We start from the raw sequence: 21,496 nt of genomic DNA on the forward strand, positions 1-21,496 counted from the left end.
ACGCTCTTCAAGATACCGTCTGTGGAGCAATTGACGATATCTCTCATCGCCAGGCCGCAGCGTGCTTCACCGCCGCCGGATATGAACCAGACTGATCGGATTATGCTCTAGGAGATTGCCAGACGGCAAGCCATCCCGACCACCGCCGATCATAAGTGGCCAGAGCGTCCGAAGCACCGAAAAAAGGGGAGGCGCATCAATCCGTCAGGCTACGGCGCCGTGAGGAAGATCAAGGCAGGAGGCGTCATATCATCGTAGACACGCAAGATTTGCTGATGAGCGCCATCATCTATGCGGCAGATATTCAGGATCGCGATGGCGGCGTGATGCTGATGAGCACGATGTTCGGCCTGTTTCCATTTCTGGTGAAACTCTATGCCGACGGCGGCTACCAAGGCCCGAAGTTCCAGCAGGGAATGGCGACCGTCTGCCGCCGGATCAACGTGGAGATCGTAAGGCGGTACCGACGTCGGCAAGTTCATCGTGCTCCCCAGGTGCTGGATCGTCGAGAGAAGCATTGCGTAGCTCAACCATTGTCGAAGACCGGGAATGCCTGAACCGAAGCGCACTCGCTTTTATCAACAGGGCTTCCGTGAGGCTGATGGGCAGAAAGCTCTGCCAAACAACAATATGATCCTGGAGAGACTTTCAGAGACGGTTAGGAAATTCGCCATCTGACGCCAAATCGGCCTTACTGAGCGCGCACATAGCATCAGAAAGTAGCGGATTTCCACCATTCCCGTGTTAATGTGGAGGTCCTTCTCCGTGCTCATTTCGGCGTTACCGGCCTTTTCCAAAAGGGCACTCAGGGCTCGACGGATTATTGGACTAGTTTACGGAACGCGTGTAGCAGGTTGTCCTGTCTGGTGTTTATAATGGTTGCAATGACGGGGAGCCGGAGTGAGTATTTTAGTAACTGGCGCTGCTGGCTTTATAGGAGCAAGAGTCTGTCAGGCATTGCTAGAGCAAGATCATGATGTCATTGGAATTGATAATTTAAATAGTTATTATGATGTTTTTTTAAAAAAAGAGCGTCTTTCCAGATTGATTTCAAAAAAAAACTTTATCTTTAAAGAAGTTGATTTTGAATATATTGATCTGATTAGCTTGTTTAGTAGTCGCCAGTTGAATGATGTGACGATTGTGCTGCATTTTGCAGCGCAGGCTGGTGTACGGCACTCGATGGAAGCGCCTATTGATTTCATTAATACTAATATTAAAGGCCATGTTGCAATATTGGAATTCGCTAAAAAACTGGTTAATCTCAGGCATCTGATCTACGCGTCTTCTTCGTCAGTCTATGGCCGTAATGCAGAGTTACCTTTTCGCGAAAGTGACAGGGTGGATCGTCCCGGGTCGGTATATGCCGCCTCAAAGCGCGCTGCTGAACTAATGTCGGATTGTTATCAGCATCTTTATGGTCTCCCACAAACGGGTTTGCGGTTCTTTACGGTATACGGACCATGGGGCAGGCCTGATATGGCGTATTTTAAATTTGCCCGGGCAATTATGCGAGGTGAGACACTTACTTTATACGAAGGTAAAGATCTTGCCCGTGACTTTACTTACATTGATGACGTTGTTGACGCTGTATTGAAGATATTGGCTGTCCCTCCTCCTTCTGATCGGTCCCGAATTCTGAATGTTGGCAACAGTTCCCCTGAGGCAGTTTTGCATCTTGTTACTCTCTTAGAGAGGTTCCTGAACCGCAAAGCATCTGTTTCCGTGACGTCGCGGCCTGCTGCGGATGTAGAGACAACATGGGCATCCATTGATGCAATTGAACAACTTGTGGGCTGGAAGCCAAAAATTACTCTGGAAGAAGGAATAAATCGTTTTTCAGGGTGGTTTCTGGGTTGTAAATATACATGAATTTATAATTCTATTGTATGTTGTTTTCCGTTTTTAAATCTGTAGGGTTCTAAAAACCCCTTGGTTTTGAGGCACACTCTGTGATTCCATTTTTCCGGTTCTGATTGGAGGAATGGCGGTATGAAACGGCCCGGTTTCTTTGACGTTGAAGAGCGTCTGTCTCGCCTGAGTGGTCTTGGCGATCAGCTTGAAGCATTTTCCCGGACTGTGGGTTTTGAAGTGTTTCGACCTGATCTGGACAAGGCTCTGGCCTATGCGAATGGAAGCAAAAGCGGCCGTCCGCCCTTTGATCCGGACGCTGAACAATCTCTCCGACGAACGGACGGAATACCTGATCAACGACCGCCTGTCTTTTATGCGTTTCCCTGGTCTGGGCCTGTCGGATCGGGTGCCCGATGCCAAAACGATCTGACTGTTTCGTGAGCGTCTGACGCAGGCTGGCGCGATTGAAAGACTGTTCGACCGCTTCGATGCCATACTGCGGAATGCCGGTTATCGGCCGAAGTCAGGCCAGATCCTGGACGCAACCCTGGTGGCGCCTCCAAAGCAGCGCAATACCAATGGGGAAAAGGCGGATCTCCGGGCAGGGCGTATTCCCGAAGACTGGAAAGACAGGCCGGTAAAAGTGTCGCACAGGGACAGGCATGCGCGATGGACGCTGAAGCTCACCAAAGCGAAGCGGCAGGATGATGGAACGATCCCGTCAACGGAGCTCGCCATCCCGTTCTGTGGCTATAGATCGCATATTTCCATCGACCGGAAGTTCCGGTTGATCCGGAAGTGGAAAGCGACAGATGCAGCGGCCAGCAATGGTGCGAGATTGAGAGAAGGGCAGCTCGACCGCAGCAATACCGCGTCTGATGTCTGGGCCGATACGGCCTGTCGGTCAAAAGCCAATGAAGCCTTCATGGAAAAGCATGGCTTTGTCTCAAAGGTTCACAGGAAAAAGCCGCATCTCAAGCCTATGCCGCGGCATATCCAGAGATCAAATGCCGGAAAATCCGTCGTCCGGTCCCGTGTCGGGCATGCCTTTGCTGATCAGCAATCACAGACGGGACTGTTTGTCCGGACAGTGGGCATTGCCCGTGCCACCATGAGGATCGGGCTGGCCAATATCGTCTGCAACATGCGCCGCTTTCTATTCCTGGAGCGGATCAGCGCCGCCGCGTAGAAAACCAGGGCACAATGCCCCCCGCTCTGCCCCAGATGCAGAGCGAAAGTCATCACCCAGAACCATCAATACCTGCTCGTTGCAGTCCAAAATCAGGACACAATGCCTTCAATCAACGGTTCTTCGATCCCTCCAGGTTCAGTTCCAGCACGCAATAGATGCGATAGACGCGCTTGTGGTTCCATGGATGGCCCTTCACGTTGCGCAAATGCAAAAAACACAGGCCAAAGCCCCAGGTCTTTCGGGTCTTGGTCAGCCCAACGAGCAGATCGGAAATCTTCTCATTCTCGTCCTTCAGCTTTGGGCTGTAGCGGTCACAACTCTTGCTGACTTGGTGTTGCGCCACCGCGTTCCTGGCCATCTCGCGCCGTTGAGATGGGCGCGTCATTTTTTCCGAGCCTCTCCTTCAGCAGGTCGGCCGGCATGCTGAGGTCCGCATACATCCGCTTCAGCCGAGGATTCTCATCTCCATGGCCTTCATCTGGCTGACCAGCGAGGCATCCATCCCACCATACTTCGCACGCCATTTGTAAAACGCCGCTCTGCTCATGCCGTGCGCCCGGCACAACTTGGCTACCAGCATCCCACCTTCGGCCTGACACAGGATCTCGAGGATCTACGCTTCAGTATATCGGCTTACTTTCATTCGGAATCTCCTCGTTCATCTTACCGGCCTCGGCGTTATGATCCCGGAGCGCCAACACGACAGGTTACCAGAGATTTTTTCTCCCGGATTGCTCAATACACCATTTTGAGGTCAACTACCGACCGAACAAACCCCCGTTCATGGGGAAAAATATCGAGGAGAAAGAGGCCGTGAGTAGCGCCGAAGACCTGACGTTTACCCACCTTCCACATCCAGATCCGACCTCGCCGGAAAAGCGGGCGGAACTGATGGCTAATCCATCATTCGGGCGTGTTGCCACCGATCACATGGTCATGATTCGCTACAAGGAAGGCAAAGGCTGGTATGACGCTCAGGTTATGCCCCGCGGCCCGCTCACGCTCGATCCATCTGCTGCCGTCCTGCATTATGCTCAGGAAATCTTTGAAGGTTTGAAGGCCTTCCGCACCAGCGAAGGCGGCATTGCCATCTTCCGTCCGGAAGCCAACGCGCAACGCTTTCAGAAATCGGCCGAACGCATGGCCATGCCACAACTTCCCGCCAAACTGTTCATCGAAGCGGTTGATCTATTTGTTAAAGCTGATCAGGATTGGGTGCCTGAAGGTGAGAATGCCAGCCTCTATATTCGCCCTTTTATGTTCGCGAATGATGCCTTTCTCGGCGTGAAGCCAGCCTCCGAATATATTTTTCTCGTCATCGGGGCGCCCGTTGGCGCCTATTTTAGCAGCGGAGCGGTGACCGTCTGGGTATCTGAGACCTACACCCGTGCAGCCCCGGGCGGCACAGGCGCCGCCAAATGCGGAGGCAACTATGCTGGCAGCCTCCTTGCTCAGGCCGAAGCCAAATACAATGGCTGCGATCAGGTTGTGTTTCTCGACGCCGTCAAACATCGTTTTGTCGAGGAAATGGGCGGCATGAATATTTTCTTTGTGTTTGAAGACGGTTCCATCGCCACACCTCCGCTCACAGGAACTATCCTGCCGGGTATCACGCGTGACTCAATTCTGACCATAGCCAGTGAAAACGGCCTTACAGTTCGTGAAGAGCCCTATGCCATCGACCAATGGCTCGAAGATGCAAAATCAGGCCATCTTACCGAGGCTTTCGCCTGCGGGACCGCCGCTGCCATCTCGCCGATCGGCACGGTGAAAACTCGCGAAGGAGAAGTTAAGATCGGTAGTGGCACAAGCGCCGGCCAAGTGACCGGAGCGCTGCGGACTGCCTTGCTTGGCACCCAGCGTGGCCGTGTCCCAGACAGCCATAACTGGGTTCATCGGGTGATCTGAGAGCCTGATTCGAAAGTTTTTGAGCAATACGAGGATGTTGTGATTCATTCGTCTTTGCGAAGAGATGGAGTGAATGGTGACATAAACTGGTATTGCCCGACGCGAGCATAGCCGGGAGGGGCTGCGATATCCATCGGACATGACGGACGCTGAGTGGGCACTGGTGGAGGCATTCGTGCCTCTGGCAAAACGGGGCGACCGTCCCCGGACGACAGATATGCGCGAGGTCGTGAATGCGATACTTTATATTGCGTCAAGTTGGCGTGCATGGTGTCTCCTCCCGAAATATTTTCCACCGGTATCGACCGTTCGACGCTGCTTTTTACGCGTGGCGTGATGCCGGTCTGTTCGAAGCGATGAACACGATGCTGGTCATGAACCTGCGGGAAATCCAGGGGAGCGAAGCCTCTCTCAGTGCGGGAGTGATATTGACAGCCAGATTTCGGGCTATGACGCAGGCAGGAGGGTCAAAGGGCACAAGCGACATATCCTGACCGGATACTTGCGGCTTCCTGATCTTCCTCCGTATCCATACCGCTGACATTCAGGATCGCGACGGTGCCGTCGATGTGCTGGCAGCGATAGGCAGGCGCTTTCCGTGGCCTTCCGGCATATCTTTGCCGATGAGCGGCTACGCAGGCGACACATTGCGCTCTGCCCTCGTCGGCACGGGCGAATGGATTATTGTGAGATCATCAGGTGTTCGGATACTGCCAGGAGGTTCGAGGTTTTGCCCCGCCGGCAGGTTGTGGAACGAACCTTCGCATGGCCCGGTCGCTGCAGACAGCTCGCCAGAGATCGGGAAAAATCCATTGCCTCGTCCGCCGCCTGGACTTTGATCGCCTCAATCCGCATGCTCACCCGCAGAACCGCAAGGCAGTGTAGTGCTGAATAACTTTCGAAGCAGGCTCTGAACCCAACAGAAGGTGGAGAATTTGCCGGAAATCAACTTTCCGGATAATTGTATTCGCACCTTCTCCTATGCTCGGAAAGCCACTTTATAAAAACGGTTCCATTAAGGCGCTTTCGAGCAGGATTTTATAACCCGATATTTTTTAAGTGATGACACATTCTTTCTCTGCCTTCTGGTCATAGGAAGGCAGGACAGAGGCATGGTCACTTCCCGTCACGTAGTCCTGTAATTCCTGTGCCTCATGTTCCGCATTTTCAGCACGTAGTTTTACGATATCTCCAATGCTAACCAGACCGGTTAGTTTACCATCTTCAAGAACCGGTACATGACGGCTACGGGAATAAGTCATCCGGCAGGCAACATCGTAAATACTGTCATCTGACGTGGCAGTCGGTATGCCCGTCAGCATAATGTCCTTTGCAACCAGAGAAGAGATGTCCTTGCCTCGTTTAGACAAGGCACTGACGATAACTCTTTCTGAGATAAGTCCAGCGAGCTTGCCGTCTGAATCGACGACTGGCACGCCACCGATATTGTGCCTGATCAGTGTATCGGCGACGGACAGGACCGGATCGTCCTCTCTCACTGTGATGACCACACGCCCCTTTCGGGCCAGGATATGAAACACCTGAGAAGACATGGGAAAAATCCTTTCTGTGTAATGATGGAGGGAGGGTCACCAAACTGTTTCATGGAGAAATGTCGTGAATGGCATATCTCATAGCTGTGTCGATGTCTGGTGCGATTGTGTTCGCTGAGCGAGGTATAATCGTGACAGGCGCGGGAAGAATCGGACGGATCAGCCTGGCAGGGAAAAGGCCGCCAACAATAACAATTATTGTGAGAACGAGCGCCAGACCCGTGAGTTCCGGATAATTCTTCCTGTTATATGTAACAATTTGAACAATGTCCGGTGTCATCATGGTGCGTATGACATTCAGGTAATAATATAATCCGATGACACTTCCGATGACCAAAGCAGCAAGAAGAAGATCGCGCTGACGTTCGACACTTGCTGCTGCAATTTCAAATTTTGCAAAAAATCCAATCCCGGGCGGAATACCGGCAAGCGAGAGAAGCATGAGTGACATTATGACGGCGAGAAAGGGATGAGAAAAGAAGAGTCCTTTCCAGTCTGCAATACTGGTTCCGTCAGTATCGCCATTTGCCGCGAGTGCGCTAATGACAGAAAAGACACCAAGAGTGCTCGCAGTATAGGCAGCCAGATAGACTACTATAGCGCCGGACTGAAGCTGACCAGGTGAAAGAAAAGCCATCAGGAGATAACCCACATGAGCGATGGATGAACATGCCATGAGACGGGTGAGACTGGTCTGCCGCAGAGCCAGAAGGTTGCCTCCCAGGATAGTCAGAATGATGACGGCAGTCATCGTGTCATTCAGAAAAGGTTGCATCTCTCCCGCACTGAAATACCGGACAAGAGAAGAAAAAATCGCGATTTTTGATACAACTGCTATGAAAGCTGCAACCGGGGTGGAGGCACCTTCCATAACATCCGGAATCCACATGTGGAACGGAACAGCTGAGAGTTTGAAGAAAATTCCGACAAGAATCATGGTTGCGGCAGCTATAGGTATTCCGTGGCTGATACCGTCTGTCGCAACCGGGGGAGAAAAGTAAAGAGAACCGGTTGCGGCGTAAGCCAGTCCGATACCAAAAAGAAGAATTGCGGAAGAAATACCGGACAAAATGAGATACTTCATCGAGGCTTCACTTGATGCAGTGAGGTGATGATGACGTGCGGCGACAAGGCCAATCAGGGAAATTCCCAGGATTTCCAGCCCGAGAAAAAAAGGAATGTAGTTCGCACTGAAAACCATGGAAGTCGCGCCAAGCGTGCCAAGCAAAAGAAGCAGAGGATATTCATCTGTCGGATGCGCTGTATCGTGTAACAGATTTCGCCAGGACAGGCCAAGGATACAGATAGAGGAGAGCAGGATCAGCGCGGTCGTATAGTCTGCCCAGCGGTCCTGGATGAAGAGTGTCGCTACGCCATGCTGACCTGTCGTCAGATGATGATCTGTCCCGGCAAGCGCAAGCAGCAAGGTAAGAAGGCCAATCGAGAGACTAAGCGTAATGGATCGTCGCCAGGCGATGGAAACAAGCATGAGCATCGTTCCGGACGAGAGAACGAGCAGTGGTGATGGAACAAAGAGATCATGAGCGATCATGGAGGGCTCTCCACTTTGTCTGGTTCGGCTGTGATGGAGAGTGGAGAGGGCGTGGAAAATGTCATGAAAGGCTGCGGATAAAGACCCAGCACGACAAGGAAAATCATGATGCTACCCAGAATAATCATGTGTCTCGCCGGGAAATCCGTCACAGGCTGCTGGTCTGCACGCTCCGGTGCAAGAAAAATCCGGTTCACCATTCTCAGTGAGTAAATGGCGGCGAGTACCAGACCTGCAGTGGTAAGGACGGCAGCAGCCGGACTGACATGCCAGGTCGCAATCAGGACAAGAAATTCTCCCGCAAAATTCCCCAGTCCAGGCATTCCAAGTGAGGCGACCGCAAAAAACAGACCTGCTCCGGAAAGACGTGGCATGGAGGTCCATAGCCCCCCGATCTGGTGCATATCCCGTGTGTGCAGACGATCCTGAATTGATCCGGCAATGAGAAAAAGTGCGCCTGTGCTGAGACCATGAGCGATCATCTGAATGATCGCCCCCTGCATTCCGGTTCGTGACCCGCTGAAGATGCCGAGCAACACGAAGCCAAGATGACTGATACTACTATAGGCTATCAGGCGTTTAACGTCGTTCTGCGCGCAGGACATCCATGCACCGTAAAGGATACCGGCAACACCCAGAGCCATGGCGATCGGGGCGAAGCGTTCCGCAGCCTCCGGAAATAGCATGATATTAAAACGAATCATCCCGTAACCACCGGTTTTCAGAAGGATTCCTGCGAGCAGAACGCTGCCAGCCGTCGGAGCCTGCGTATGGGCATCAGGCAACCAGACATGCACCGGCACAACAGGAAGCTTCACAGCAAAAGCTATGAAGAATCCCAGCATCAGCACCATGGAGAGAGATGGAGACAGCCTCGTGGCAGCGAGAGTAAAGTAATCGAAGGTCAGAACACCGGTCTCATGAAAATGTGCAACAACGAGTCCAAGGATGGACAAAAGCATGAGCAGCCCACTTCCCTGGGTAAAGAGGAAGAACTTTATTGCGGCCCGATGTCTGCCTTCATGACCCCAGGCTGAAATCAGAACAAACATCGGGACCAGCATCAGTTCCCAGAAAAAGAAAAACAGAAACAGATCGGTGGCAAGAAATGTTCCGATAATGCCAGTTATCGTAGCGAGAAGCAGGAAATGGAATGCGCCGGCATTAACCCTGATCTGTCGCGTCGCGAGGAGAACACAGGGAAATGACAGAATGATAGTCAGCCATAGCAGAGACAGCGACAGACCATCCATATCGAGCCGGATCGAGATCCCCATTGAAGGAATCCAGGGCGCGGTAAAATGATCCAGCCATGGTCCCGGATGAGCTGGCCGCCTGAACGTCGCCAGTACAAGAATCAATGTTTCCAGAACAAGGGCCATGAGAGTAACGCGCCATGATGCATCCGTTATTTTACGCGCACCTACAAATCGAGGGCGGTCGACAAGCCACGCAATGGCTCCTCCCAGAGCAGGAACAAGGACGAGAGCCGGAAGCGGACTCATGACAGCACCGCAGAGGCCAGAGCCACACAGAGACCGGTAACGATCCAGGCTGCATACCAGCGGACGCGACCGTTCTGCATCCGTGCGAGGAGAACATTGCCTTCACGGGTCATCACAATCGTCCTTTCGGATACATAACTGAGAATGCCGGTTCTGAACCGTACCAGGAAAGCATTCGTGCGGCGTGTCGCGCTGGCAGCACCGCTGCTCATGCGGTCGAGGATATCGTGCCTGCCGAGCCAGTTGAGAAAGCGAAAAGGCCGAACGAGAACGAAATCATACAGTATATCAAATCCCCAGCCGCTTTCAGTAAGCCTGATGATGATCGTTTGTCCGGGAATTTCCTGAATGACAGAACTGGTCCGTCCCCACAGTAGCCAGGCTACAGAAAGACCGACGAGCGGCGCTGCCGCGCCGGCATAGAGAAGCCAGGCCGGATCTTCAGTGTGAGTAAAAAATCCTGATGGATTAAGCATCTGTGTGAATAGATGAACGGGTGCAAGCGTGTCGGGTATTTCCACAACTCCTCCGAACACGGAAAGGAAGGAGATGCAGGCAAGCGGGATGGCCATGAGGAGTGGCGTGTGGCCGGATGCATCCTTTTTTAATGGTCCGAAAAAGACAATGAAAAAGCAGCGGAAAATGTAGAGTGATGTCAGGAAAGCACCCACGACAGCGATAGCCCACAGCACATGTCCGGAGAGACTAAACCTGGAAGAGATAGGAAAATTGGCGTGCCAGACGCTCGAAAGAATCAGTTCCTTACTATAGAAACCGGCAGTGATGAGAGGCAGGCCGGCCAGAGCGGAAGCTCCTGCCAGAAATGAACCCGCGATGCCAGGCATGGTACGAAGCAGGCCGCCCATGCGAAAAATATTCTGCTCATGATGGACGCGTTCGATAATAGCGCCGGCAGTCAGGAACAGCAGCGCTTTGAAAAAGGCATGTGTCATTAAATGAAAGAGTGCCGCCTGCCATACACCGGTTCCAAGGGCGAGAAACATATAGCCCAACTGACTGATCGTGGACCAGGCAAGGATACGCTTGAGATCGGCCTGCACCAGGGCGCTGCAGGCTGCCATAAGAAGCGTGAGCGTTCCAATCACCGCCATGACAGTCATAGCAACTGTGGCGGCAGTAAACAGAATGTGCAGTCGCGCAATCAGATAGACACCCGCCGTTACCATTGTCGCGGCATGAATGAGGGCAGACGTCGGTGTAGGACCCGCCATGGCATCGGGGAGCCATGTCTGAAATGGAATCTGTGCTGATTTGGCGAGTGCTCCGACAAGCAGAAACAGTGCGGTCCCCGTGACTGCCGTTGGCGTGATCTGACCTGCTGTAACGGCTTCCGTAAGCGTGTCGATCTGAAGCGTGCCAACGGTGGCGGCCAGAAGGAGTAGACCACAAAGCATCGCAGCGTCTCCGATCCGCGTGATGTAGAAGGCCTTGCGGGCAGCAGCCGTATTGGCGGGGTTTGTGTACCAGAATCCAATGAGAAGATAAGAACAGAGGCCCACGCCTTCCCAGCCGATGAACAGGCAGAGAAGGTCGGAGGAGAGCACCAGCACAAGCATGGCGGCGATGAAAAGAGTCATGCTGCCGAAGAAGCGCGCAATGCCAGGATCACCTCTCATATAATCGACAGCGTAGAGATGAATCAGAAATCCGATTACAGTAACAACCAGAATCATAACCAGAGAAAGTGGATCAAGTTCAAACGCGATATGTGCCGAAAATACCGGTGTATGCATCCACTCCCAGAGCGTGACGCGGATTGGCTCCGCCGACGGCGCGGACAACAAAAGAACAGCCAGAATGACGCTGATGATAGCAGAAAGTCCGACAGATCCGGTCGCCAGAAGACCCACATAACGCGCAGGCATCCGCCCCGCTGACAGAAACAGAATAATCGCTGCGGAAAACGGACTGAGAACAATCAGAGGCAGCAGGAATTCCGGCATATTCTTATCCTCGCAGGAGATTGCCGGTATCGGCATCAAGCGACGGGCGCCCCCTGGCGTGGAGCCGAAGAATAATGGCAAGTCCGACAGCCGTTTCCGTCGCAGCGAGAGCGAGGATCATCAGGAACATCACCTGCCCGGACGCATCATGCCATCTCGCACCCGCAGCGACGAAGACGAGTGCCGCGGCATTCAGCATGATATCGAGCGACATCAGCATGAACAGAAGATTGCGTCGAACGAGCACACCGGTCAGACCTGTCGCAAAGAGCAGAACGGCCACCAGCAATGCATCATTGAAGGAAAAGACAGGCATGTCAGCGGTCCTCCATCCGATATCGTCCGATATGAAAAGCCGTTACAAGACCAGCCAGAAGCAGAAAAGAAACCAGTTCTACCATCATCACATAGGGACCGAACAGCATCAGTCCGACATCTCGCGGGGTAATCATCGAGATGGGGCCAGCATCGGGCATGTCACGAAGACCAAAAAACAGCTCTCCGCACAGAACGGCAGCAAGCACAGCCGGTCCGAACCACGCGCGGGGCCTGAGCCATTCTTTCTCCCGATCGCTGTCCGGCTGGCCCAGGTTGAGCATCATGATAACGAAAACAAAAAGAACCATGATAGCACCAGCATAGATAATAACGTCAAGCGCAGCAGCAAATGGCGCGCCGAGGAGAGAGAGCACGCTGGCAAGCGACAAAAGCGTTACGACAAGATAGAGTACAGCATGCACAGCAATACTCCGCGTGATGACCATAATGGCACCGACGACTGTAATACTGGCGGACAGAATGGCGAGGATATGCATGGCGGCGCCGTCATGGCAGCAGAGTGCGGAGATCGACAGGAGGTCGCTCATGTTCAGACTCACCCCAATCTTTACCGGCAATACGCACCCCCGCGACGCGGTAAAAGCTGTAGTCGGGATATTTTCCGGTCCCGCTGATCAGTAAATCCTCTTTTTCGTAAACAAGAGTCTGCCGCACATATTCGCCCATTTCGAAATCAGGCGTGAGCTGAATGGCATATGTCGGACAGGCTTCTTCGCAAAATCCACAGAAAATACAACGGGAAAAATTTATACGAAAATATTCCGGATACCATCTTCCTTCCACCTCAGCCTTTTGCAGGCTGATACAGTCAACAGGACAGGCAACGGCACAAAGGTTGCATGAGACACAACGTTCCTCTCCGTCCGGGTCACGTGAAAGAATAATCCGGCCGCGATAGCGTGGCGGCAGATAAGGTTTCTCCTCCGGATATTGTATAGTGACCCGATGACGAAAGGCATGAAGGAAAGTGAGGAACAATGTGCGCATCGTGTCGAGCATGAGACTTGCCTTTCCATTCGCTGAACTATTCCGGTGCGCGCAGCATCAGGATGGTTCCGGTGGCGGCGATATTGAGAAGAGAAAGAGGTAGCAGGACTTTCCAGCCGAGCGTCATTAGCTGATCGTAGCGCGGACGGGGAAGGGCGGCCCTGAGTAAAATAAAGAAAGCGACCAGAGTGCCGGTCTTGAGGACAAACCAGACAGCCGCAGGTAAAAACGGCCCCAGCCAGCCGCCGAGATAGAGTGTCGTGACAAGCGCTGAGACAAGCACGATCCCGGCATACTCGGCGAGAAAAAACATACCGAATTTCATGCCAGAGTATTCGGTGTGGAATCCCGCACCAAGTTCATTCTCACCTTCGGGAAGATCGAAGGGTAGCCGGTGTGTTTCCGCGATGCCTGCCAGAAGAAACACGATAAACCCCAGACACTGAGGTACAATGAACCATAAGCCGGATTGAGCTGCCACAATGTCATACAGGCTGAAAGAACCGGTAATCATCACGACACCCATCAGTGAGAGGCCCATGAACACCTCATAACTGATCATCTGTGCGGCCGCCCTCATGCCCCCCAGCAGGGCGTATTTACTGTTCGATGCCCAGCCTGCGAGAACAACCGCGTAAACGCCAAGTCCCATCATGGCCAGAATGAACAGTAAGCCGACATTCAGGTTTCCCGCAATGCTACGAAGGGATGTTGCAGGAATGACAGCAAAGGATAGTAAAACTGTCATCATGCCAATGGCTGGTGCAAGAACGAACACACCTTTGTCCGCAAAGGGCGGTATCCAGTCCTGCTTGAAAAGCATTTTGATACCGTCAGCGACAGCCTGAAGCATTCCACCCGGACCCACGCGGTTGGGTCCATACCTGTCCTGCCATAATCCCAGAAGACGCCGCTCAACCCATGTCAGCAGTGTGGCAAGTCCCAGAATCAGGAGTGGTGTGAGGATAATGGCGAGAAAAGGCGGCTGTCTCATGTCCGCTTCCCCTTGCCATCAGCGGTTGAGAGACTTGCCTGACACGGAAAAACAAAAGCACGGGACACCATGTGTGGCGGGCACAGAGCAATACCTTCCGGCAGACCGGCAATCTCCTGCACAGGCAGATCATGTACACCACCATTCAGGTGAAGCGTCACACGGCCAGGCGGAACATCCCCTGCGGGCAGACCCAGGGCAGGAGCAGCAGAACGGGCAGCGACCGGCGGTGAGTGCAAACTGAGTTCCTCACTCCCAAACAGTCTGCCTTCGGGAAGCAACAACACTTTGTCGCTCTGTGGTCTGAAAGCTGCCGGAATATCCAGGCTGTAAGAATAGAGCGGTTGCCTGTTGTCCTGCTGATCAGAGGACAGATCAGCAAATAGCCGGACGCCAGGATCACCACCTCGCATGGCTCCCCCAATCTCCTGCTGGAAACGGCTGAGTGACTGAACCGAATTCCACGCCGGCGTCCGAAAATACGGGACCAGTGCCGCAGGCATATCCGGTCCGTAAGCGCCTTCCATGGAATTGCTGAAGGGAGTATCCGGGCTGGCTGGCGGCGGTTGGTCACGAACACTGATGTGGGAACGGATAACGGTCCGCCCGCTGGCACGGTGAGGCTCGTTGCGGGGTCTCTGTTCTTCAAGACGATAATCCGCGCCCGGAGCGGCACCCACCGCTGCAGCAAGAACAGGGATGTCCCGGGCCAGCGCCAACGTAACGTCATCCATCCGCCTCCAGTCCGTAAGGCCGGTTGCACGGATCTCAGCTGACGCGGCTTCATCTTCAACGATGATATGCTGCCCTAAAGCCTGCACCCACCGCCATCCCGACTGAATCGGCGCAGATGGAAAGACTACCGGGAAATAGCGCTGGGCTCTGCCTTCCTGACTGACAATCGTGCCACTGCATTCTGTGAATGGTGCGGCAGGCAGAACCAGGCAGGCCGTTTCACATAACGGGGTCATGGTATGATCGATTATGACAATGCCAGGAACGGCCTCTGTCAGTTTTGCAAGTACAGCCGGATCAAGGTGGCGACTAAGGTCATTTTCCAGAATGACAAGGGTTGCAATTTCCCCTGCCTCAGCTTTCTCAAGCACAGCATCGAGAGAAAGCCCTCCCACCATGGCAAGACCCATGCTGTTACAGTCCGGGAAAACCAGAGACAGGGCCGCTACGGGCGTTTTCGTGGCGAGAGCAGCGGCAATACCGGCAGCAGCGCGCATCAGTGCAGGCGAACCATATTGCATGCCCGAAACAACAAGTGGTTTTTTAGCGGCAACGAGTGCCATAGCAATGCGGTCAGCCAGCGCCGCCTGTGATTCCACAAGATCGGAGACCGCCGGAGCAGCCGGATCTATCCGGTGTGCAATGGCGAAACCCAGACGGGCAATGTCGTCCGGAGCCGCGTGGAAAGTCTCCTGCGCAATACTGTCCAGATCAGTAGGTGCAGGCGTAGCGATAAACAACGCCGACGAACATTCGGACCCCAGCGTACGGACAGCCGCATCCATCCAGCGTGGCACCTTCGCGGCGTCTGCGGCACGAAAAGAAGCCTGCCTGACTGACTGGCGCAACGAAAGGCCGAGCCGCGGTGCCGTGGCAGATACGTCCTCACCAAGCACCAGAACGGCATCCGCGCTTTCCATGTCGTGCAGAGCTGGAATCAGTCCGGGATGAGTGCGAAGAAGGGACAAACCGAGTTCTGCACAGTCCTGTTCCTGTCGACTTTGTCCGGTCGAGAACCGGTCAGCCCCAACAAGAACACGCAGGCTGAAACAGGATTCCAGCGACGCACGGGAAGACGCAATGCCCACGACCGGCCCGCGTGCAGCCATGCGGGAAAATTGCGCCATCGCATCCTGTGTGGAAACAGGAACCAGCTGTCCGTTGATGCGCCGGAGCGGAGTCCGAATGCGTGAGGCAGCATTGACAAAACCATGTCCAAACCGGCCACGATCGCAAAGGACATATCGGTTGACCTCGCCATTATAACGATTGAGTACACGTCGGACCGTCTCCTGACGGGCATTGACAATCGTGTTGCAACCAACCGCGCAATGGACACAAACAGAAGGAGCGCCACGCATATCCCATTTACGGCTATAAGCGCCCGAGAATGGCTTGTCTGTGAAAACTCCCGTCGGGCAGATTTCCACCAGATTGCCACTAAAAGCGTTTTCCAGAGTGCCATCAGCAGCACGACCGAAATAAACATTGTCATGGGAAGCAAACGCGGCCAGATCGTCGCCACCCGCATAATCGCGATAAAATCGCACGCAGCGATAGCAGGCGATACAGCGATTCATTTCATGCTTTACAAATGGACCAAGATCCTGACTGCGATGTGTGCGTTTCGTGAACCGATAGCGCCGGGTGTTATGCCCGGTCATGACAGTCATATCCTGAAGATGACATTCACTACCCTCTTCGCAGACCGGACAGTCATGAGGATGATTAACCATCATCCATTCAATGACGCCTTCACGAAATTCCCTGGCCTCAGCATCATCGATCGACACAATGGTACCGTCCGTCACCGGGGTCATGCAGGCCATCACGATGCGACCTGTTTTATCATCAGCGCCGCTGAATTGTCTGACCGCGCACTGGCGACACGCGCCTACTGAGCCAAGCTCCGGATGCCAGCAGAAATAGGGGAGACTGGCACCGGCTTCCAGACAGGCCTGCAACAGGTTGATGTCCGGGCGGGTCGGGCAGGTTCTGCCGTCAATATGAATGCTGGTCATCCCGGCCCCTTTCCAGACTCCTCGCCGCGTGCTGCAGCGGACAACCGTGCTGGGTAATGTGTTCAGCGAAATCTTCCCGAAAGAGTTTCAGGCCACTGGCGAGAGGTGCCATCGCACCAGGGGCATGCGCACAGAAAGTACGACCGGGCGTACCCAGCATCCGCGCGTGCCGGTCGAGCTGTTCGAGATCCTCTTCCTCGCCGGTCCCGGCTTCAATGGCCATGAGCAGGCGTTCCACCCAGGGCAGCCCGTCACGGCAGGGCGTGCACCATCCGCAGGATTCCTGGGCAAAGAAGTGCTCCAGATTGTGAATCATACCGACAGGGCAGGTCCTGTCATCAAGGATAATCGCCATGCCGGTTCCCAGACGGCTTCCGGCTTTTTCCACCGAGCCATAATCCATCGCGACATCAAGCGCCGTGACATCCAGAAACGCAGTCGAAGCTCCACCAGGCAAAAGAGCCCGCAGACCATAACCCGGCAACATGCCGCCAGCATGATCTTCGATGATCTCACGTAACGATGTGCCAATCGGTAACTCCCAGGTCCCCGGTCGGCAGACGCGGCCGCTCACACCGTAAAGCTTGGTGCCCCCGTCCGTTCCGGTACCAAGCGCAAGAAACCACTCGGGACCGTTGGTAATAATATGAGGAAGGTTGCAGAGTGTCTCAACATTGTTCACGACGCTCGGTGTTCCCCAGAGACCACCTGTCTGCGGGAACGGAGGCTTACTGCGCGGCGTGGCGCGTCGGCCTTCCAGAGCGGTCAGAAGTGCCGTTTCCTCGCCGCAGATATAACGCCCCGCACTGGAGTGAACGTGGATATCAAAACTGAAACCGGAACCGAGAATATTCTCTCCGAGCCATCCCTCGTGGCGCGCTTCCGCAATGGCCTGATCCAGTCTTTTGCAGGCAAGATGATATTCTCCGCGCAGAAAAATAATGCCGTGCCCGGCCTGAATGGCATAGGCGGCCAGGATCATACCTTCCACAAGCTGAAGCGGGTTGCCCTCCAGTAGCAGCCGGTCCTTGAAGGTTCCCGGCTCCATTTCATCAGCATTGGCAATGAGATATTTCCGTCGTTCGGAGGCTGGCTCTTTTGGCACGAAACTCCATTTCTGACCCGTCCCGAACCCGGCGCCCCCACGCCCACGCAGCTTCGAACGTGTAACGGTGTCAACGACCTCAGCAGGCGTCAGATTTTTCAGCGCCCTGCGCACCGCCTCCCATCCGCCGGCCCGCTCATAAGCCATGCAGTCCGGCGGCCCCGCCGCGACATCAATCATGGCAGTCAGCGGGCGGTCGGGGAAACTCATCGGAGCGTCCCCCTCAGCGTGTCGGTCAGCCGATCGAGGGACGCTATGTCCACATTCCCGTGCAGCGTCTCGTTGACCAGCAGTGCCGGCGCATGATCGCAGTGCCCAAGACAGACGATCGGGAGAAGCGTGATGGCCCCGTCTTCCGTAGTCTCTCCGGGGCGGATGCCGAGAGTCCGGCAGAGATGGGCACACAGATGTTCACGGCCCATGATCCAGCAGGAGACGCTGTCGCAAAGCATGATCACGTGTTGCCCGACCGGTTTGCGAAACAGAAGATTGAAATAGGTTGCGATCCCGTCGAGATCCTCCACGGACATCCTGAGAAGCTCTGCGACCTCACGGAGATGCGCAGTGCTGATCCAGCGGAACCGGGCCTGCACCAGACGCAAAGCCGCGACACTGGCGCCACGCGGATGCAGTTCCTCACGGACAAGTGCGGCAATATCCGCCCGCAGATCGTCAGGCAGGGGATGTTCAGCGGTCGACATCGGCCATAACAAAATCAATGCTGCCGATAATCGCGATCAGATCGGCGATCATAACACCGCGGCTCAGCAGCGGGATCATCTGCAGATGCGCGAAAGACGGCGTGCGGATGCGTGTCCGGTAAGACATCGTGTCGCCATCGCTGATCAGGGAATAGCTGTTCAGTCCTTTCGTGGCTTCAATACAGGCATGAGCCTCTCCCGGAGGAATGACCGGCCCCCAGCTTACACTGAGAAAGTGATGAATAAGCGTCTCGATGTCGTGCATGGTCCGGGCTTTCGGCGGCGGTGCTGTCAGCGGATGGTCCGCCTTCACCGGGCCTTCCGGCATATTGTCGATGCACTGGCGGATGATGCGCAGGCTCTGCCGGATTTCCTCGATATGAACAGCAATCCGGTCATAACAATCGCCGTTAGAACCGGTCGGAATATCAAATTCGAGCTGGTCGTAGCAGGCATAGGGCGCCTGCCTGCGATAATCCCATTCCAGTCCGCAGGCGCGCAGGCCCGGTCCCGTCACACCCCATTCCACGGCTTCAGCTGTTGTATAAGCGCCAACACCTCTGGTCCGCGCACGAAAGATCGGATTTCGCATGACCATACCGTCATATTCATCAAGCCGCTTTGGAAGATCGTCTATGAAAGCGCGTATCAGCCCGTTCCAGCCTACAGGCAGATCCATGGCCACGCCCCCAATGCGAAACCACGCCGGATGCATACGAAAGCCGCAGATAGCTTCGATAATCCCGAACACACGTTCCCGATCGGTAAACATATAGAATACCGGAGAAAGTTGCCCGACATCCTGTGCCATGGTCCCGTAGAAAACGAGATGACTGGCAATACGGAACAGCTCTGCCAGCATCACCCGGATCATCTGCGCCCGTGGCGGCACAGTGATTCCGGCCAGTGTTTCGACAGCCATCACATAAGGGAAATTGTTCATGACCCCGCCGAGATAGTCCACGCGGTCAGTATAAGGAATATAGGTATGCCAGGACTGGCGTTCTCCCATCTTTTCCGCGCCACGATGGTGAAAACCGATATCGGGCACAGCATCGACAATGCGTTCTCCCTCCAGTTGCAGCACGATCCGGAAGACCCCGTGAACACTCGGATGATTGGGTCCAAGATTGAGGAACATGAAATCGCTATGATCGCTGTGCCGCTTCATGCCCCACAGTGAAGGATTGAAACGCAGCGCCTCCTGCTCACGCATCTCCTGATCTTCGGTCAGACTATAAGGTGGCATTTCCGTAGCCCGGGCATGGTGATCCTTACGGAGAGGATGGTCCGTCCATGTCGGAGGTGTGAGAATGCGGCGGAGGAAAGGGTGGCCCTCAAACCGGATGCCAAACAGATCCCATATCTCCCGCTCATACCAGTTGGCATTAGCCCACAGATCGGTGATGCTCGGTACGACAGGATTATCGCCCGTCAGTGCCACCTTGATCCGCACTTCATCCAGACACGCTCCCAGCGACATCAGATGATACACCACCGTGAAAGACGCATCCGGCTGATCCTCCCGATGGATGCGTCCGCGCTCATCAATTGCTGTAAGATCAAACAGCATAAGTGATGCGTTAGCGGAATTTTTCAGCGCTGCGAGAACAACCCGAAGATCGGCGGAGGTGACCCAGACGGTAGATACCCCGTCCCGTGTGGACTGGCTGGCGAGCACGAAAGACGAACGACCGGAAACTTCCGTGTGCAGATCGAAAATTCTGTCCAGCAGGCTCCTTGAGCGGATCGGCTCAATCAATGCGGATGCTGCGGCGCTCATGACATCAGATCCCGTCCGGCGAACGAAGATCGCGCGCGCTCTGGCGCACTTCCCGTTTCGCATCGCGCTGACCCGGTGGTGTGATCAACTCCACTCCCTGCGATCCGACCATCCAGCTCAGCGGGCGTCTCTGCGAGCCAATCGACTGCTGCAACAGCATCAGTCCCTCAAGCAGTGCTTCGGGGCGGGGCGGGCAGCCAGGAACGTAAACATCGACCGGCAGAAAGCTGTCCACGCCCTGCACGACACTGTAAATATCGTACATGCCACCTGAATTGGCGCAGGAACCCATGGAAATAACCCATCGCGGTTCCAGCATCTGATCATAAAGATATTTTATAATCGGGGCCATTTTCACAAAGACTGTGCCCGAGATCACAATCAGATCCGCTTCACGTGGCGTGGCGCGCAAAACCTCCGACCCGAAGCGGGCAATGTCGAATTTGCTGGTAAAAGCTGTCGCCATTTCCACATAGCAGCATGACAGGCCGAAATTCAGTGGCCAGATTGAATTTTTCTGTCCCCATGAGACGAAATCCTGGAGCCGTCCCATAACGAGATTGCGCCGGACCGTTTCGGTGAAGTTCGGTGATTCACCGGACGATCGCACCGCCGGTGAATCCGTAGCGGAAGAGAGCGACCAGGTCATAATACATGGCCCTTTCCGCTATCTGTCGCCGGGATGACACGGGGGCGCGGTCCCCAGTCGAGAGCGCCTGCTCGCCAGAGATAAGCGAGAGAGACAGCAAGGAAGACGATAAATACGAGAGCCGCGCCATAACCGACCCACCCGGTATCCGTGACGACCGTTGCCCAGGAAAACAGAAAGGCGGCTTCGACATCAAAAATCACGAAAAACATGGCGACAAGATAATACTGAACTGGCAGCCGCAGATGTCCCGAACCAGTCGGAATAATACCGGATTCAAATGGCATCGACATGGAGCGGCCCATCGCAGCTCCGTTTCGGCGGGTTCCGGTCACGGCGGAAAGACCCATCATGCACGCAAGAAGGACTGCCACCACGGCCGCGTAGACAAACAAAGATCGAATATCGGAGAAATCCATCATCTCAGGTTCTTCCGTTTGTTTGTGTTTTTATTTGTCTTAACGAAGATATTTTATGTAATGATATCTATAGTGCCGGCAGAAACCTGTCCGATTTTCGGAAGACGTACGATACAGATTCTGTCCCGTGCATGCACCGTTTTCGGAAAGCAGTGGTAGTCCCTTCAGGCGATACGTTCTCCGGAAAAGGAAGTTCCGGAACAAATATGCCCCGAGGCCTCTTTTTCTTTGATCT

The 21,496-nt window shown here is 54.4% G+C and carries 17 protein-coding genes and 3 pseudogenes; 5 read left to right on the top strand and 15 right to left on the bottom strand.

Translation table 11 applies throughout. The features are described from left to right. Window positions 1-155 precede the first annotated feature (155 nt). The 3 genes and pseudogenes from GOB85_RS10195 to GOB85_RS10205 all read left to right on the top strand — a co-directional run bounded on the left by GOB85_RS10195 (window position 156) and on the right by GOB85_RS10205 (window position 3,043). Window positions 156-557, top strand: a complete 402-nt coding sequence (locus GOB85_RS10195; protein ID WP_173578187.1) for a transposase — start codon at window positions 156-158, stop codon at window positions 555-557. Window positions 558-900: 343 nt separating this feature from the next. Next, window positions 901-1,872 carry an NAD-dependent epimerase/dehydratase family protein gene (locus GOB85_RS10200; protein ID WP_173578186.1) on the top strand — a complete coding sequence of 324 codons (972 nt, stop codon included), beginning with the start codon at window positions 901-903 and terminating at the stop codon, window positions 1,870-1,872. A gap of 120 nt (window positions 1,873-1,992) precedes the next feature. Beyond that, window positions 1,993-3,043 (top strand): annotated as a pseudogene (locus GOB85_RS10205) (transposase). Between the two features lie 133 nt (window positions 3,044-3,176). Here the strand turns inward: GOB85_RS10205 and GOB85_RS10210 are convergent. Beyond that, window positions 3,177-3,659: pseudogene (locus GOB85_RS10210) on the bottom strand (transposase); the annotation flags it as partial. Between the two features lie 200 nt (window positions 3,660-3,859). Here GOB85_RS10210 and GOB85_RS10215 point away from each other — a divergent pair. Together GOB85_RS10215 and GOB85_RS10220 are read left to right on the top strand one after the other, a co-directional pair. After that, window positions 3,860-4,954: a branched-chain amino acid aminotransferase gene (locus GOB85_RS10215; RefSeq protein WP_173578185.1), complete on the top strand. Its 1,095-nt coding sequence runs from the start codon at window positions 3,860-3,862 to the stop codon at window positions 4,952-4,954. Between the two features lie 139 nt (window positions 4,955-5,093). Next, window positions 5,094-5,849: pseudogene (locus GOB85_RS10220) on the top strand (IS5 family transposase). 160 nt (window positions 5,850-6,009) lie between these two features. Here the strand turns inward: GOB85_RS10220 and GOB85_RS10225 are convergent. Genes GOB85_RS10225 through GOB85_RS10290 form a run of 14 tightly spaced genes read right to left on the bottom strand, consistent with a single transcriptional unit; the run spans window position 6,010 to window position 21,264 of the window. Next, window positions 6,010-6,507, bottom strand: a complete 498-nt coding sequence (locus tag GOB85_RS10225; protein ID WP_173578184.1) for a CBS domain-containing protein — start codon at window positions 6,505-6,507, stop codon at window positions 6,010-6,012. A 49-nt stretch (window positions 6,508-6,556) separates the two neighbouring features. Further along, window positions 6,557-8,059: an NADH-quinone oxidoreductase subunit N gene (locus GOB85_RS10230; RefSeq protein ID WP_173578183.1), complete on the bottom strand. Its 1,503-nt coding sequence runs from the start codon at window positions 8,057-8,059 to the stop codon at window positions 6,557-6,559. Further along, entirely contained in the window at window positions 8,056-9,564 is a 1,509-nt protein-coding gene (locus GOB85_RS10235; protein WP_173578182.1) for a complex I subunit 4 family protein, read from the bottom strand. The genes GOB85_RS10230 and GOB85_RS10235 overlap by 4 nt, the downstream gene beginning before the upstream one ends. Next, window positions 9,561-11,528, bottom strand: coding sequence for an NADH-quinone oxidoreductase subunit L (gene nuoL / locus GOB85_RS10240; protein WP_173578181.1), 1,968 nt, complete (start codon window positions 11,526-11,528; stop codon window positions 9,561-9,563). Before nuoL ends, GOB85_RS10235 begins: the two co-directional genes overlap by 4 nt. A 4-nt stretch (window positions 11,529-11,532) precedes the next feature. After that, a complete protein-coding gene (gene nuoK, locus GOB85_RS10245; RefSeq protein ID WP_173578180.1) occupies window positions 11,533-11,844 on the bottom strand; it encodes an NADH-quinone oxidoreductase subunit NuoK in 312 nt (103 codons plus the stop codon). A 1-nt stretch (window position 11,845) separates the two neighbouring features. After that, window positions 11,846-12,343 carry an NADH-quinone oxidoreductase subunit J gene (nuoJ, locus tag GOB85_RS10250; RefSeq protein WP_173578191.1) on the bottom strand — a complete coding sequence of 166 codons (498 nt, stop codon included), beginning with the start codon at window positions 12,341-12,343 and terminating at the stop codon, window positions 11,846-11,848. 10 nt (window positions 12,344-12,353) lie between these two features. Beyond that, complete coding sequence (gene nuoI / locus GOB85_RS10255) at window positions 12,354-12,866, bottom strand: NADH-quinone oxidoreductase subunit NuoI (protein ID WP_173578179.1); 513 nt, start codon at window positions 12,864-12,866, stop codon at window positions 12,354-12,356. 25 nt (window positions 12,867-12,891) lie between these two features. Next, a complete protein-coding gene (gene nuoH / locus GOB85_RS10260; protein ID WP_173578178.1) occupies window positions 12,892-13,848 on the bottom strand; it encodes an NADH-quinone oxidoreductase subunit NuoH in 957 nt (318 codons plus the stop codon). After that, complete coding sequence (gene nuoG / locus GOB85_RS10265; RefSeq protein WP_173578177.1) at window positions 13,845-16,604, bottom strand: NADH-quinone oxidoreductase subunit NuoG; 2,760 nt, start codon at window positions 16,602-16,604, stop codon at window positions 13,845-13,847. The genes nuoH and nuoG overlap by 4 nt, the downstream gene beginning before the upstream one ends. Continuing rightward, window positions 16,585-17,919, bottom strand: a complete 1,335-nt coding sequence (gene nuoF / locus GOB85_RS10270; protein ID WP_173578176.1) for an NADH-quinone oxidoreductase subunit NuoF — start codon at window positions 17,917-17,919, stop codon at window positions 16,585-16,587. Before nuoF ends, nuoG begins: the two co-directional genes overlap by 20 nt. Continuing rightward, entirely contained in the window at window positions 17,916-18,410 is a 495-nt protein-coding gene (nuoE, locus tag GOB85_RS10275; protein WP_173578175.1) for an NADH-quinone oxidoreductase subunit NuoE, read from the bottom strand. Before nuoE ends, nuoF begins: the two co-directional genes overlap by 4 nt. Next, entirely contained in the window at window positions 18,397-20,193 is a 1,797-nt protein-coding gene (nuoC, locus tag GOB85_RS10280) for an NADH-quinone oxidoreductase subunit C/D (RefSeq protein WP_173578174.1), read from the bottom strand. The genes nuoE and nuoC overlap by 14 nt, the downstream gene beginning before the upstream one ends. Window positions 20,194-20,197: 4 nt before the next feature. Beyond that, window positions 20,198-20,842 carry an NADH-quinone oxidoreductase subunit B gene (locus GOB85_RS10285; RefSeq protein ID WP_194298797.1) on the bottom strand — a complete coding sequence of 215 codons (645 nt, stop codon included), beginning with the start codon at window positions 20,840-20,842 and terminating at the stop codon, window positions 20,198-20,200. After that, entirely contained in the window at window positions 20,839-21,264 is a 426-nt protein-coding gene (locus tag GOB85_RS10290) for an NADH-quinone oxidoreductase subunit A (RefSeq protein WP_173578173.1), read from the bottom strand. The genes GOB85_RS10285 and GOB85_RS10290 overlap by 4 nt, the downstream gene beginning before the upstream one ends. Window positions 21,265-21,496 lie beyond the last annotated feature (232 nt).

It is taken from the genome of Acetobacter fallax (assembly GCF_011516735.1).
In the GTDB taxonomy this organism is placed as follows: domain Bacteria; phylum Pseudomonadota; class Alphaproteobacteria; order Acetobacterales; family Acetobacteraceae; genus Acetobacter; species Acetobacter fallax.

Bases quoted from the DNA above. Each gene is read 5' to 3' on its own strand.
- GOB85_RS10225 (WP_173578184.1), bottom strand. From the start codon at position 6,507: ATGTCTTCTCAGGTGTTTCATATCCTGGCCCGAAAGGGGCGTGTGGTC.
- GOB85_RS10230 (WP_173578183.1), bottom strand. From the start codon at position 8,059: ATGATCGCTCATGATCTCTTTGTTCCATCACCACTGCTCGTTCTCTCG.
- GOB85_RS10235 (WP_173578182.1), bottom strand. From the start codon at position 9,564: ATGAGTCCGCTTCCGGCTCTCGTCCTTGTTCCTGCTCTGGGAGGAGCC.
- nuoL (WP_173578181.1), bottom strand. From the start codon at position 11,528: ATGCCGGAATTCCTGCTGCCTCTGATTGTTCTCAGTCCGTTTTCCGCA.
- nuoK (WP_173578180.1), bottom strand. From the start codon at position 11,844: ATGCCTGTCTTTTCCTTCAATGATGCATTGCTGGTGGCCGTTCTGCTC.
- nuoJ (WP_173578191.1), bottom strand. From the start codon at position 12,343: ATGCATATCCTCGCCATTCTGTCCGCCAGTATTACAGTCGTCGGTGCC.
- nuoI (WP_173578179.1), bottom strand. From the start codon at position 12,866: ATGCTCGACACGATGCGCACATTGTTCCTCACTTTCCTTCATGCCTTT.
- nuoH (WP_173578178.1), bottom strand. From the start codon at position 13,848: ATGAGACAGCCGCCTTTTCTCGCCATTATCCTCACACCACTCCTGATT.
- nuoG (WP_173578177.1), bottom strand. From the start codon at position 16,604: ATGACCAGCATTCATATTGACGGCAGAACCTGCCCGACCCGCCCGGAC.
- nuoF (WP_173578176.1), bottom strand. From the start codon at position 17,919: ATGAGTTTCCCCGACCGCCCGCTGACTGCCATGATTGATGTCGCGGCG.
- nuoE (WP_173578175.1), bottom strand. From the start codon at position 18,410: ATGTCGACCGCTGAACATCCCCTGCCTGACGATCTGCGGGCGGATATT.
- nuoC (WP_173578174.1), bottom strand. From the start codon at position 20,193: ATGAGCGCCGCAGCATCCGCATTGATTGAGCCGATCCGCTCAAGGAGC.
- GOB85_RS10285 (WP_194298797.1), bottom strand. From the start codon at position 20,842: ATGACCTGGTCGCTCTCTTCCGCTACGGATTCACCGGCGGTGCGATCG.
- GOB85_RS10290 (WP_173578173.1), bottom strand. From the start codon at position 21,264: ATGATGGATTTCTCCGATATTCGATCTTTGTTTGTCTACGCGGCCGTG.